10 protein-coding genes are annotated in these 12,256 nt (G+C 51.9%); 3 read left to right on the plus strand and 7 right to left on the minus strand.

Annotation, left to right across the window (positions count from 1 at the left end; translation table 11 throughout):
* Positions 1-93 precede the first annotated feature (93 nt).
* The 3 genes from NSQ73_RS20695 to NSQ73_RS20705 all read right to left on the minus strand — a co-directional run bounded on the left by NSQ73_RS20695 (position 94) and on the right by NSQ73_RS20705 (position 3,096).
* The gene (locus tag NSQ73_RS20695) at positions 94-1,116 is read right to left on the minus strand and encodes an ABC transporter substrate-binding protein (protein ID WP_340987941.1); all 1,023 of its coding nucleotides are present in this window, start codon (positions 1,114-1,116) and stop codon (positions 94-96) included.
* Positions 1,117-1,519: 403 nt separating this feature from the next.
* The gene (locus tag NSQ73_RS20700; RefSeq protein WP_340987942.1) at positions 1,520-2,752 is read right to left on the minus strand and encodes a CynX/NimT family MFS transporter; all 1,233 of its coding nucleotides are present in this window, start codon (positions 2,750-2,752) and stop codon (positions 1,520-1,522) included.
* A 239-nt stretch (positions 2,753-2,991) separates the two neighbouring features.
* Positions 2,992-3,096 carry a YjcZ family sporulation protein gene (locus NSQ73_RS20705; protein ID WP_216626667.1) on the minus strand — a complete coding sequence of 35 codons (105 nt, stop codon included), beginning with the start codon at positions 3,094-3,096 and terminating at the stop codon, positions 2,992-2,994.
* Positions 3,097-3,316: 220 nt separating this feature from the next.
* On the opposite strand from NSQ73_RS20705, the gene NSQ73_RS20710 reads away from it, so the two are divergent.
* Positions 3,317-5,032, plus strand: a complete 1,716-nt coding sequence (locus NSQ73_RS20710; RefSeq protein WP_042135633.1) for an ABC transporter ATP-binding protein — start codon at positions 3,317-3,319, stop codon at positions 5,030-5,032.
* Between the two features lie 150 nt (positions 5,033-5,182).
* Positions 5,183-5,887 (plus strand): hypothetical protein, encoded by a 705-nt coding sequence (locus tag NSQ73_RS20715; protein ID WP_340987944.1) that lies wholly within the window; start codon positions 5,183-5,185, stop codon positions 5,885-5,887.
* A 97-nt stretch (positions 5,888-5,984) separates the two neighbouring features.
* On the opposite strand, the gene NSQ73_RS20720 is transcribed toward NSQ73_RS20715, so the two are convergent.
* The 3 genes from NSQ73_RS20720 to NSQ73_RS20730 all read right to left on the minus strand — a co-directional run bounded on the left by NSQ73_RS20720 (position 5,985) and on the right by NSQ73_RS20730 (position 9,901).
* Positions 5,985-7,214 (minus strand): M20 family metallopeptidase, encoded by a 1,230-nt coding sequence (locus NSQ73_RS20720; protein ID WP_340987945.1) that lies wholly within the window; start codon positions 7,212-7,214, stop codon positions 5,985-5,987.
* A gap of 491 nt (positions 7,215-7,705) precedes the next feature.
* The gene (locus NSQ73_RS20725; protein WP_340987946.1) at positions 7,706-9,157 is read right to left on the minus strand and encodes a DEAD/DEAH box helicase; all 1,452 of its coding nucleotides are present in this window, start codon (positions 9,155-9,157) and stop codon (positions 7,706-7,708) included.
* Between the two features lie 90 nt (positions 9,158-9,247).
* Positions 9,248-9,901, minus strand: coding sequence for an HD domain-containing protein (locus tag NSQ73_RS20730; RefSeq protein ID WP_340987947.1), 654 nt, complete (start codon positions 9,899-9,901; stop codon positions 9,248-9,250).
* A gap of 288 nt (positions 9,902-10,189) precedes the next feature.
* On the opposite strand from NSQ73_RS20730, the gene NSQ73_RS20735 reads away from it, so the two are divergent.
* Positions 10,190-11,470: a histidine--tRNA ligase gene (locus NSQ73_RS20735; protein WP_340987948.1), complete on the plus strand. Its 1,281-nt coding sequence runs from the start codon at positions 10,190-10,192 to the stop codon at positions 11,468-11,470.
* 104 nt (positions 11,471-11,574) lie between these two features.
* Here NSQ73_RS20735 and NSQ73_RS20740 read toward each other — a convergent pair whose 3' ends face one another.
* A complete protein-coding gene (locus NSQ73_RS20740; RefSeq protein WP_042234909.1) occupies positions 11,575-12,237 on the minus strand; it encodes a hypothetical protein in 663 nt (220 codons plus the stop codon).
* Between the last annotated feature and the right edge of the window lie 19 nt (positions 12,238-12,256).

Raw genomic sequence — 12,256 nt, forward strand, 5'->3', positions numbered from 1 at the left:
AGAATCATTATCACCAATTCAGTGTAAAACAAAAAAGAAGATCTATCAACTGTGCTGATAGACCTTCTTTTCACTTGCTTCATCAAAATCATGTTATTTCACCATGACCTTAAGCAGATCGTCAAGCTTCATCGTATTTGCCGTGATTGCACCGGACTGCCAGTGGGAACGTTCCATTCTGTAGATGTTCCCGTTCTTCACCGCAGGCAGGTTCTTCCATAGAGGGCCATCGAGAATCTGAATCGCCTCCTGATTAGCCGCAGTATCCCAGTCTCCGTTGTCAGGGAATACAATGATGTGATCCGCTTCAAGCGCTGGTATCACTTCTTCGGAAATAATGGACTGATATTCCGTCATCTCAGCGGCCATCGGGACAGGTGTCAGACCGAATTGATCATAGAGCACACCGGTAAAGCGGTTTTTGACTCCAAAAAGAGCAAAGGTTTTGTCCGCGACATTAAGCCGGATTACAGCTACCTTTTCCTGTCCCAGAGCCTGCTGCAGCTTGGCTTTACCCTCGGCTACCTTCTGGTCATACTCAGCAAGCACAGCCTTGCCCTTCTCCGGAATACCCAGTGCGTCGGCAATCGCTGTGAGCATTAGCCTTGAATCCTGGAGCACGCTCTCCGGCAGACGGTAGGTTGGCGCCACCATGGAATATTGTTCATACTTAGCGGCATCTGCACCGCCGTCGGTAATGATCAGATCGGGATTTTTGTCGAGCAACGCTTCCATACTGCCGCTAATATCGAATTCAGGCACATCCAGATTCAGATAATCCTGCTTGCCCCAGCTTGGATGATACCACTGCACCACTGGAGTAACGCCTAGTGCCTTCAGATAATCTTCTACATAGATCCCCGCCACCCGCTTAGGATTTACGGGAATTTCTACATCTCCGAATTCTCCGGTAATCGTACGGGTCGCGCCTTCTTCTGAGGCATTATTGCTGCTCTCTGTAGGAGTTGCACTGGCTACTGCTGCCTCTTCCGCTGCATTCCCTGCTTGGACAGCGTTGCCCTCCGCAGCCTTGTTAGCAGTCCCGCAAGCCGCCAAAGCGGACATTGCCAGCATAAGTACGATTGTCCAGATAAACTTCCGGCCCCGGTTTGTCATTTCTCTCTTCACTCCTATGTCTGTTTTCATTGATTATCATTCTCATGTAATCTTAATGACAATAGTAGCATGTCCTGATCAGCTTTCAATGCACTTTCTCTGCCAAAATCTTATACAAACTAAGCGTATTGAATTTAGCTGTAAGCGGGAACGACATTGCCGCCCTTGTGTATGGACGGTACCGTTTCAGTGAGAAATAGAAGGATAAGTGATCCTGTGAAACATATAAATTCTTGTAGTTATTAAAAAAATTGACCCCGCCAGCAAGCGGCGGAGTCCATAGTTCATAAACATATATAGCACATACAAGCTGAGGATATCCTTAATATACCATCCGTTTGTAAATGGAATGTGTGAGGTAATCCATGAAAATAATAAATATATCCGTGTTCATTATAATCCGCTATCCCCTGTCACCCACGTATCTGTCGCGTCCGGCCCCCATTCCTGCCGCGAACAAGAGCACGCTTGCTGCCGCCAGCAGTGCCAGCGGTGTGTTCCAGCTGTTTGTAGCATCATGCAGCAGACCGAACAGTGCCGGTCCCATCGCGGCCAGCAGATAACCGGCAGACTGGGCCATGCCCGACAGCTCACTGGCTTCCTGCGTAGTCCGGGTGCGCAGACTGAAGAACATCATCGCCAGGCCAAAAGCAAATCCTCCGCCGATTCCGATGCATACCGCCCACACCGCCATCAGCTCCGTGCTGCCCAGCCAGACTCCGAGGATGCCAATGATAAACAGAATGGAAGTAATAACTACCAGCAGACGCTGGTTCTTCATCCGTCCGGCCCAGAGCGGTACAAAGAATGTAAACGGCAGCTGTGCCAGCTGCATCAGTGAGAGAATCCACCCCGCATGGCTGGAGGACATTCCCCGCTCCCCGAGAATAACCGAAAACCAGGCGATCAGAACATAGTAGAGCAACGACTGCAGCCCCATGAACAGTGTAACCTGCCAGGCGAGCGGGGAGCGCCATACGCGCACGGCCGAAGACCGCACGGCGCCTGTACCGCTTGGGCTAAGGCTCTTCATCTGCGGAATCCATAACAGTGTAGCCAGCGCAGAGATAATAAACCACAAAGCCAGGGTTCCCCTCCACCCAAGCCCCGCATGGGAGGCCAAAGGAACACTGATTCCTGAAGCAGCAGCTGCACATATATTCATCGAGACCGTGTAGATTCCGGTCATCAGGCCGATGCGGTGCGGGAATTTCCCTTTGATCAGTCCAGGCAGCAGCACATTGCAGACGGCTATGGACAGGCCAATCATTGCCGTACCCGCAAACAAGGTGAAGGTTCCGGAAGCTGAACGGACGAGTATTCCCATAGACAGCGTAAGCATAGCCAGCATCAGGATATTGGCAAGCCCAACTTTGCGGGCAAGCTGTGGAGCGAACGGAGATAATAGCGCAAAGGCCAGTAACGGCAAGGTCGTGATCGCTCCGGCCAAGGTATTAGACAATCCCAGGTCATCTCGGATCGTCTCCAGCAGAGGTCCGACTGAAGTGAACGGGGCACGCAGCGCAGCTGCGACACAAATAATGCCGGTGACGAGCATCCACCGGCTGGCGGTATTTGAATCATGCGCGGGCAAACCTGGCCCCGCTTTGTTGCTTTTTTGACGGCTGAATTTCATGTTGTTCCTCCAGGGCCGCAGCAAAACACCCGTCAAGCCGGGGGCTTGTCAGGGAATAAAGCTGCTGTATGTATTAGACTTTCAGATCCATGGCACATGTGGCCATTATATCTCTTTACGCTGGAGGTTGCACAAATTTAAGTTAGTTCCGAGGGTTGACAATACGTCTGAACATCATCCGCAGCAGGAATAACCGCCGGTCTCGGGGACCGGCGGCAGCACACATAGGTGAAGCTTAATTAAATCCAGAAGGATTTAGTAATGATTACGAGCAGGATGAACAGAACCAGAATCGCGCCAGTGGAAGTGAATACTCCGCCGTATCCCCCAACATTTTCGCTCATGTTAACTCCTCCTTTATACTTGAATACAGTTAAAATATGTGGAAATAGCCTTTCACGACTGGGTGAAACGGTAATAAATCAGATGAATTACATGTAATTTTAAACATCTTACCGTTGACAAATCATGTAACCCTCTTTAGTATCCTAAGAATAAGGTTCACTTGAGAATCAATCTCAATAACCAGATACATAACACACTACAGAAAAGAGTGAACAAGAGATGCTGCGTCGTTTTTTCTCCTATTACCGTCCTTATAAGAAGCTGTTTATCCTTGACTTCACCTGTGCGGTAGGTGCCGGTCTGCTGGAGCTTGCTTTTCCCGTAGCGGTCAATAAATTCATTGATGATCTGCTGCCGGGTCAGGACTGGCCGCTGATTCTGATTGCCTGTGTGGTCTTGCTCGGAATTTACGCGCTGAATACGGCAATGAACTATGTTGTCACTTACTGGGGGCACATGCTGGGCATTAACATTGAGACCAATATGCGCAAAAAAATGTTCGATCATATCCAGAAGCTGTCCTTCCGCTTCTTCGATAATAACAAAACAGGTCATCTGCTCGGCAGAATTACCAATGACCTGAACGATATCGGCGAAGTGGCCCATCACGGGCCCGAGGATGTGTTCATCGCTGTCATGACACTGATCGGTGCATTTATTCTGATGGCGGATATCAATCTCCAGCTGGCTGTGATCACTTTCATCATCGTGCCGGTTATGGCCTGGGTCATCATCCATTTCGGCCGCAATATGACGGAAACTTACCATCGTCTGTTCGGCAATGTGGGTAACTTTAATGCCCGGATCGAGGACAATGTCGGCGGGATTCGCGTGGTTCAGTCTTTTGCCAATGAGGAATATGAGAAAGAGCTGTTCGCTGTGGACAACCAGAAGTTCCGCCAGACCAAGCTGATGGCTTATAAGCTGATGGCCAAAAGCTCGTCGGTCAGCTATATGATGACCCGTCTGATTACCATTGTAGTGATGGTCTGCGGTGCCTGGTTCTTCATCCAGGGAGAGCTAGAGATCGGGGAATTTGTCGCTTTCATCCTGCTGGCTAACGTCTTCTTCCGCCCGATTGAGAAAATCAACTCCGTCATCGAGAGCTATCCGAAGGGGATTGCCGGGTTCAAGCGTTATCTTGAAGTGATTGATACCGAGCCTGATATCGCGGACAAGCCGGATGCTGTAGAAGTAGGCTCACTCCGCGGGGATATTAGCTTCAGCAATGTTAGCTTCGGCTATGAAGCGGACCGTACAGTACTGGCGGATATCAGCCTGAAGGTTAATGCAGGTGAGACCATCGCCTTCGTCGGACCTTCCGGTGCCGGCAAAACAACGATCTGCAGCCTGCTTCCCCGCTTCTATGATGTGACCGGCGGAGCCATCTCCATCGATGGGATCGATATCCGCGATATGAAGCTCACCTCGCTGCGGAAGCAGATCGGGATCGTGCAGCAGGATGTGTTCCTCTTCTCCGGCACGATCCGTGAGAATATCGCTTACGGTAAGCTGGATGCAGAGCTGCCGGAGATCTGGCAGGCCGCACGTCAGGCTCACCTGGAAGAGCTGATCAACAGCCTGCCGAACGGGATGGATACCGTTATCGGGGAACGCGGCGTCAAGCTGTCCGGCGGACAGAAGCAGCGCCTGGCGATCGCCCGCATGTTCCTCAAGAATCCGCCGATTCTGATTCTGGACGAAGCCACCTCGGCCCTCGACACCGAGACCGAAGCGGCGATTCAGCAGTCGCTGGCTGACCTGTCCGTGGGCCGCACAACCCTTGTCATCGCCCACCGCCTGACAACGATCAAGAATGCCGACCGGATTATCGTGGTCAGCGAGGACGGCATCTCTGAGGAAGGCCGCCATGAGGATCTGGTGGGCGCCGGAGGCACTTATAGCCGCCTGTATCAGGCGCAGTATAATGCTTAGGAGTACACATTAAAAACCTTGCGAGATGCGGCCTGCGTGCTGCACTTCGCAAGGTTTTTTTCGTTCACGGGCCTCATTCCCGCAACCTCCCGTGAACAGTTTCGTCAATTAGTATATGTAATGCAACTGAAGAAAGGCGGGGGTCTTAGGATGAAAATAAAAATACTCATATTGCTAACGGCTGTTATAGTCCTATGCGGCTGCTCGAGTAGTACTCGGATTAAGGGCGGCTCTGCAATTGATTGGGTGGATTTCCTAAAGTTAAATGGACATTCCTACACCGGATCCTGGGAAAACGTGATTAAGAATCCGGCTCAAGTCACCACGGAAACTGTTGGCGAAGTAAACTTTAAAGTCGCGGATGTCGTTACTAATCCTCATTACCGGACGAAGGATGGTGATGCTGCCTTTTTGGAAAAAGGAACTAAGCTATACCGCATTGAAGGCTTTAAGACAGACGAAGTTATTGCCGCTAAAGATGAAACACGCATCGGCGGATACCGCTTATATGTAGAGGATGATTACGCCAATAACCTGCAGCAGCGATATAACGACGTCATTAAACACAATATAGAGCGGGTTGAACTATATCATCAGGATGATGTGAAGCCTTACAAAACTCTAACCGATGATGAAACCAAGCGCTTCGTTCACCTGCTGGAAAGCGGAAAAAACACCCAAAATTACAGCTCTCAGAATAAGGACGGTGATCCGGAATATTATCAGGTAGTCCTATATACCGGCGGGCCGTTTGCCTTCTCCTTTTCTCTTGTTGATGACGGTGTGAATGTGTTCTTTTCGCCTTGGGATACCAGAATTGTCGGCGACGAAATCCGAAGTTTATTACAACCTTAGAAACGGCGTATAAAGTACAATCAACCAAACTGCAGGGTTACCTATGCCCCAGTTTGTTCGTTTAAGAGTGGCATCTGCCTCGTCAGCGTTGCGTCTTCTAATCATCCGCCTTGCCCAGAAAACGGATCGCCAGCTCTCTATAAAAGTCGATTGATTCCAGGTAGGCCTCAATATCCACCCATTCATCCGGCTGATGGGCGAGGCGGTGGTCGCCCGGTCCGTAGATCAGAACCGGGAGCCTGCCGTTATTATGCAGCACGGAGCCGTCCGTGTAATAGGGTACGCCTTGAATTGGAGTTACGTCTCTTGCCGCATCACCTTCTGCTTCTTCAGCAGGGCCTCCCGCTTGGCCCTGCCGCCTCTGCTGCGCAGCAATTTCCAAAGCCGTAGTAATCAAACGCTGGCCGGGATCAGTATAGACCACACTCCGGTCCAGCAGCTGCTCCACCTGATAACGGTAGTCCGGATGAAGCCGCTGAATCTCCTGCAGCTTGTCCTCGATCTCCCGCAGCAGCGGACCATGCTCCAGCGGCGGAACGGTGCGGATATCCACATCGATGGTGCAGGAATCCGGGACCACATTGGTCTGTACACCACCGGTAATCTTGTTCACGGACAGGCTGCTTGAACCAAGAACCGGATCAGTGGCCTGCCACTCCAGAGCATGGCGGTGCAGCAGCGCGATTACCTCCATCATGCCCTCCACCGCATTGAGTCCAAGCTGCGGCATGGAGCCGTGGGCGCTGCGCCCGAAGAGGGAAATGCGTAGCCAGAGAGCGCCTTTGTGGCCGACCGCCACCCGGCTGTCCGTCGGCTCGCCGATGACGAGGCCGTCCAGCTCCGGCAGGTCGTGCCTGTGCTGCTCGGCATACAGCCGTGCGCCGCAGCTGTCCACCTCTTCCCCGGCTGTCGCCAGGAAGAGCAGATCACCGGCCAGCCGGATGCCGTCCTGCTGCAGGGAAGTTGCGGCGAGCAGCATGGCGGCCAGGCCGCTTTTCATATCCGAGGTGCCCCGGCCATACATCCGGCCCCCCTCAATCACCGCGCCATGCGGGGGATAGCTGCCTGCTGCTGCGCTCCAGGGACTGACCGTGTCGAGATGGCCGCAGAACATCAGCTTCCGGTTGCCGGAGCCGGCAATCACCGCCTCCAGGTTGCTCCGGCCCTGCTCCACAATCGTAATGCTGCTGGATATGCCCAGCTCCCGCAACACCTCCTGCAGCAGCAGAGACAGCCTGTGCTCATTGCCGGGAGGATTACAGGTATCCACTTGGATCAGACGCTGCAGAAGAGGCACGGCAAACTCGCGGCTTCTCACATTGATCATAGTTCAACATCCTCCTTGTTTAGGTAGTTTCAGTTCAGTTTAGTTCAACTCAGTCCAGTTCATCCTCGTTTCGGCCAAGTTTACAGCACGCCCATCCAGATCGTGCATATAACTTATGTTGAAATCTACGTGATCTCCGGGATTTTTGCAGCCGCAAAAGTCACGTTGTCCTGGAGCATACGTGTCACTAAGGATAAAACCTTGGCGCCGCTAAACGTATCAGCTTCTTCCCCTCCAACATTTCCCGGATGATCGGCTTCCCCAGCTATCGGAGGCACATTGTATTCGGTTTTTCACATACATTCGGCCCGTTTGCTCCATTCGCGGCACATTGTATTCGGTTTTCCGCATACATTTGGCCCGTTTGCTCCATTCGTGGCACATTGTATTCGGTTTTTCACATACATTTGTTCGCAGGCTCTCATACATCATACCTCGCAAAAAAGCCGCCACCCCGTATAACAATTGGTGTGACAGCTCTTTGAAACGGCTTATTTTTTGGCGATATGGCACTTCAGCAGCTTGCCCTTCACGGTTGTCTCCTTCATGGCCTGCAGCACAAGCGATCCTTTGCCGTTCAGAATATCGACGTAGGTTACGTTGTCCTGGATCGTGATGATTCCGATGTCCGCAGCCGTGATGCCCTCAAGCTTGGCGATAGTGCCGACGAAATCGACCGCGCGCAGCTTCTTTTTCTTGCCGCCGTTGAAGTACAGCTTCATGATGTCCTGGTTCATGACCTCGGTTTTGCCGGCTTTGCGGACCTGCTGCTTGCCCAGCTTCAGATCGAACGCCGGTTTGGCGTAGGCCACGGCATCATCTGAAGGAGCTTTCATCTCCGGCAGGGTGAAGCCGATGTAGCCTTCGATTTCCCTGACCCATTTGTGCTCGTTCGGCGTAACGAAGGTGATCGCTTTACCGCTTTTGCCTGCGCGGGCGGTCCGGCCGGTGCGGTGGACGTAGCTCTCTTTTTCGAGCGGGATATCGTAGTTAATGACATGGGTGATGTTCTCGATATCAATCCCTCTGGCTGCAACGTCGGTGGCGATCAGATAACGGAACTGGCCCCGCTTAAAAGCATTCATGACCTCAAAACGCTCGTCCTGCTCCATGCCTCCGTGGATTTTGTCCACCGGATATTCCAGATCCGCCATTCCGCGGAAGAGGGCATTCACCTGCTCCTGGGTGCGGCAAAAAATAATACAGCTATCCGGATTCTCCACCGTCAGCAGGTCGCTCAGCAGTCCAAACTTGGCAGCTTGTCTCACTTCAATCAGCGCATGCTCAATCGACGCCGTCGTAATTCCACTGGCTTCGATCTCGATATCCACCGGCTCCGTCATGTACTTACGGCACAGATTCTTAATCACTTCCGGCAGCGTCGCCGAGAACAGCATCGTTACACGTTCCTTCGGCAGCTGTTTGATAATCTTCTCAATCTGCTCAATGAAGCCCATGCTGAGCATTTCGTCCGCTTCATCAATTACCAGATATTTAATCCGGCTGAGATTCAGCGTTCCACGGTCGATATGGTCAAATACACGGCCTGGCGTGCCAACGACCACATGCGTTTTCTGAGTCAGCTCAATCTTCTGCGGGGCAAAAGGCTGCTTGCCGAACAGCGCTACCGCCTTAATCCGCTTGAAGCGCCCGATATTCGTAATATCCTCACGCACCTGCTGGGCCAGCTCCCGGGTTGGGGTCAGCACCAGTGCCTGGGGTTTGTTCTCATTCCAATCGACCAGCTCACAGAGCGGAATGGCGAACGCTGCGGTTTTGCCGCTACCCGTCTGTGACTTCACGATCAGATCCTGCGCCTTCAGCGCTACCGGAATGACTTTCCGCTGCACCTCGGTGGGGTCCACGTACTTCAGAACCTCCAGCGCGCGGATAATCTCTTCATTTAAACCATAATCACTAAACTGTACTTGTACTTCACTCATATTGTATCCAACCTCTTCTATGCCGATTGTTCCGGTTCAAGCGGGGTCTCCCGCGTTCCATCCATCTTGCGCATTATTCCATTATAACACCTACTCTGTCCCTTGATTCCATTCCTTATAAAATTGCTCCAAAAAAATCAGCATAAACTGATGCCGCTCCTCCGCCAGCTGTTTGCCGTAAGAGGTGTTCATGAGGTCCTTCAGCTTAAGCAGCTTCTCATAAAAATGATTGACCGCCGTTCCCTTGGAATAGTTGCGGTATTCCTCTTTCAGCGATTCGTCCCTTGGCGGAATTTCCGGATCATAGACCGGACGGCCTTTGGCTCCTGAAAAGACCATTGTACGCGTAATCCCGATCGCCCCCAGCGCATCCAGACGGTCCGCATCCTGCACCACTTGTCCTTCCAGCGTAGACATCGGTGCGCCACCGCCGCCGCTGAAGGACATCGTCGAGATGATCTCCATAATCTGCTTGTTTGCAGCTTCATCCGGGAGATGTGCGGCCAGCCAAGTATGTACTTTGAGCAGTCCTGCTTCTTTGGAGGGATTCAGCTTCTCGTCGGCCACATCATGCAGCAGCGCGGCGATTGTGCAGATCACCACGTTGGCCCCTTCCATCCCTGCGATCAGCGCCGCTGTATTGCGCACGCGGTTAGTATGAAACCAGTCATGGCCGGTGGTATCCTGGCCCAGTTGCTCCTTGGCGAAGTTCTCTGCTTCTGTGATAAGCTCTGTATGATTCATTATGATTGCTCCTTTGTGAAAATAGGGATATAGGTGTTGCACAGCTGTCCCTGATCCGCTATAATGTGCAGTAATTAAAAGCTGAAGGGAATTGATTCACATGAACTGCCTGTCCATCATACCGAATCAACTTCTTCATCACAAGCAGCGTTAGCACACACCTGAATTCATTCAGGGAGGGCTAACGCATTTCGCGTTTGACCTCCCTGCGGCATATCGAAGCGCGCGGGACCACGGGGTCCGGCGCGTTTTTTATTTTACCGGAATTCAATAACAAGGGAGCTGCTAATGATGCAAAATATTAAAGGTACCTATGATTACTTCGGCCGCGAGCAGGCCATCCGCCAGAATGTCCGGACCACACTCCAGGAGTTATTCGAGCTGTACGGATTCGAGTCAATGGATACGACGCTGCTGAACGAGCTGGAACTGCTGACCTCCAAATACGCCGGGGGCGATGAGATTCTCCGCGAGATGTACCAGCTGGCTGATCAGGGCGGGCGCAGACTGGGGCTGCGTTACGATCTTACGATCCCTTTTGCCAAGGTGATTGCCATGAATCCGGGAATCGAGTTCCCATACCGGCGCTATGAGATCGGCAAGGTGTTCCGCGATGGGCCGGTCAAAAAAGGCCGCCTGCGCGAATTCCTCCAATGTGACGCGGACGTCGTCGGCATTGCCGGCCCGCAGGCTGAAGCGGAGCTAATGCAGCTGGCAGCGGAGGTCTTCCGCAGACTGGATATTCCGGTGGTTCTGAAGTGGAACAACCGCCGGTTCCTGGGCGAGATTCTGGGTGCGGTCGGCGTTCCGCCGGAGGAGCAGCTGTCCGTGATGCTGACGCTCGACAAGCTGGCCAAGATCGGCAGCGGCGGGGTGCTGGCAGAGCTGACGGACAAGCAGCTGACTGCTGAGACGGTTCGGCTGATTTCGGAGCTGCTGGAGCTGGATAACCCGGGGTTCGGGCAGCTGGTGGAGAAGTATAAGCTTGAAGGCCAGCCGGGCGCGCTTGAAGTACTAGCGCTGCAACAGCTAATTGATGCGATTGGCCTTAGCGGAGTTTGTGTGTTTGATCCTTTTCTGTCACGCGGCCTCTCGTTCTATACCGGGACCGTCTATGAAATTTTCGACGCATCCGGCAGCTATACCTCAAGTCTTGGGGGCGGAGGCAGATATGATGCGATCATCGGAAAGCTCGTCGGGCGTGACGATATAGAGTACCCTACGGTCGGCATCTCGTTCGGGATGGAGTCGATCATGGCCCTGCTGGGCGAACGGCCGGCAGATACGGCGGACCGTTCCGGCGTCCTGATTATTCCAATCGGCGGATATCTGCCGGAGGCTCTGGTTGCCGCCGCAGCACTGCGGGCCTCCGGCATCCGCACGGGTGTAGACACCGGCTCGCGCAAGCTCAAAAAAACGCTGGCCGCAGCGAGTGCCAAGGGCATCCGGTATGTCATTATGGTTGGTGAGAGTGAAGCGGCTGAGGGCAAGCTGCGGCTGAAGGATATGACGCTGGGGAGCGAGAGATTGGTTACGGTGGGGGAGGCGGTTGCGCGGATTGCCGGTTAGTTTCCCAGCATAACACCAATAGAGATTGTACACTAAGCATACGAGATGCTCTTGTACAATCTCTATATCTGTACGTTTACTTTTTTTGAACAGCTACCGGAATTCTAGTTCAACGCCCGTACAACCATTGAGACTGGTTCATAAAACACTGCTGCCGTAATAAAGCTATTGCTGCCAAAAATGTTTTTATAATAAATATCAAATGTATGAACACGATATATTTTGCATAGACCATATCGTTTGGTTTGATTTGTATTATTCTTGTCTGATATTGTTTTTGTTAATGTATAGGTTTGAGTGTATCCGTTTGAAACCCCGATCTGTAAGACCTCAGATGCTTTTAATGTAGCAGTTGCGGTGGCAGTTGCTGCAAATGAGTTACCTGCCGAAAAAGAAAATGATTGACCAGGTGTCGCATCCAGTGTGTCAACTGGATTACTGATATCTGTGTATTCATAAGAAATATCATTAGAAATATAATAACCTGCACTTGGGCTCCTGTCATCTTCGGGGACCTCTGATTCAGCATTGGCATGTCTTACAATATCGGAATACACATATACAGCTTCGTCATATGTGATTAACTGTTTATCAGCCGACAGTGTTCCATTATTTAGTATATTCTGAAAAAAGTTAACTGTAGCCGTGCTCTGAATGCTGGTTTGGGCACTTTTCGCTTCCGTTGCTGAAGCACTAACTATATTGGCACTGCTGAGTAGAAGACAAAAACTGGCGACAAGGGTGATACTTTTCACAAACTTTTTCACTATAATCCTCCTCGTTTTC

Source organism: Paenibacillus sp. FSL R10-2736, assembly GCF_038000245.1.
GTDB lineage: Bacteria > Bacillota > Bacilli > Paenibacillales > Paenibacillaceae > Paenibacillus_AQ > Paenibacillus_AQ phytohabitans.

What these genes read in the sequence shown, in the direction of transcription:
- NSQ73_RS20695 (WP_340987941.1), bottom strand. Translation starts at nt 1,116, where the DNA reads ATGACAAACCGGGGCCGGAAGTTTATCTGGACAATCGTACTTATGCTG.
- NSQ73_RS20700 (WP_340987942.1), bottom strand. Translation starts at nt 2,752, where the DNA reads ATGAAATTCAGCCGTCAAAAAAGCAACAAAGCGGGGCCAGGTTTGCCC.
- NSQ73_RS20705 (WP_216626667.1), bottom strand. Translation starts at nt 3,096, where the DNA reads ATGAGCGAAAATGTTGGGGGATACGGCGGAGTATTCACTTCCACTGGC.
- NSQ73_RS20710 (WP_042135633.1), top strand. Translation starts at nt 3,317, where the DNA reads ATGCTGCGTCGTTTTTTCTCCTATTACCGTCCTTATAAGAAGCTGTTT.
- NSQ73_RS20715 (WP_340987944.1), top strand. Translation starts at nt 5,183, where the DNA reads ATGAAAATAAAAATACTCATATTGCTAACGGCTGTTATAGTCCTATGC.
- NSQ73_RS20720 (WP_340987945.1), bottom strand. Translation starts at nt 7,214, where the DNA reads ATGATCAATGTGAGAAGCCGCGAGTTTGCCGTGCCTCTTCTGCAGCGT.
- NSQ73_RS20725 (WP_340987946.1), bottom strand. Translation starts at nt 9,157, where the DNA reads ATGAGTGAAGTACAAGTACAGTTTAGTGATTATGGTTTAAATGAAGAG.
- NSQ73_RS20730 (WP_340987947.1), bottom strand. Translation starts at nt 9,901, where the DNA reads ATGAATCATACAGAGCTTATCACAGAAGCAGAGAACTTCGCCAAGGAG.
- NSQ73_RS20735 (WP_340987948.1), top strand. Translation starts at nt 10,190, where the DNA reads ATGATGCAAAATATTAAAGGTACCTATGATTACTTCGGCCGCGAGCAG.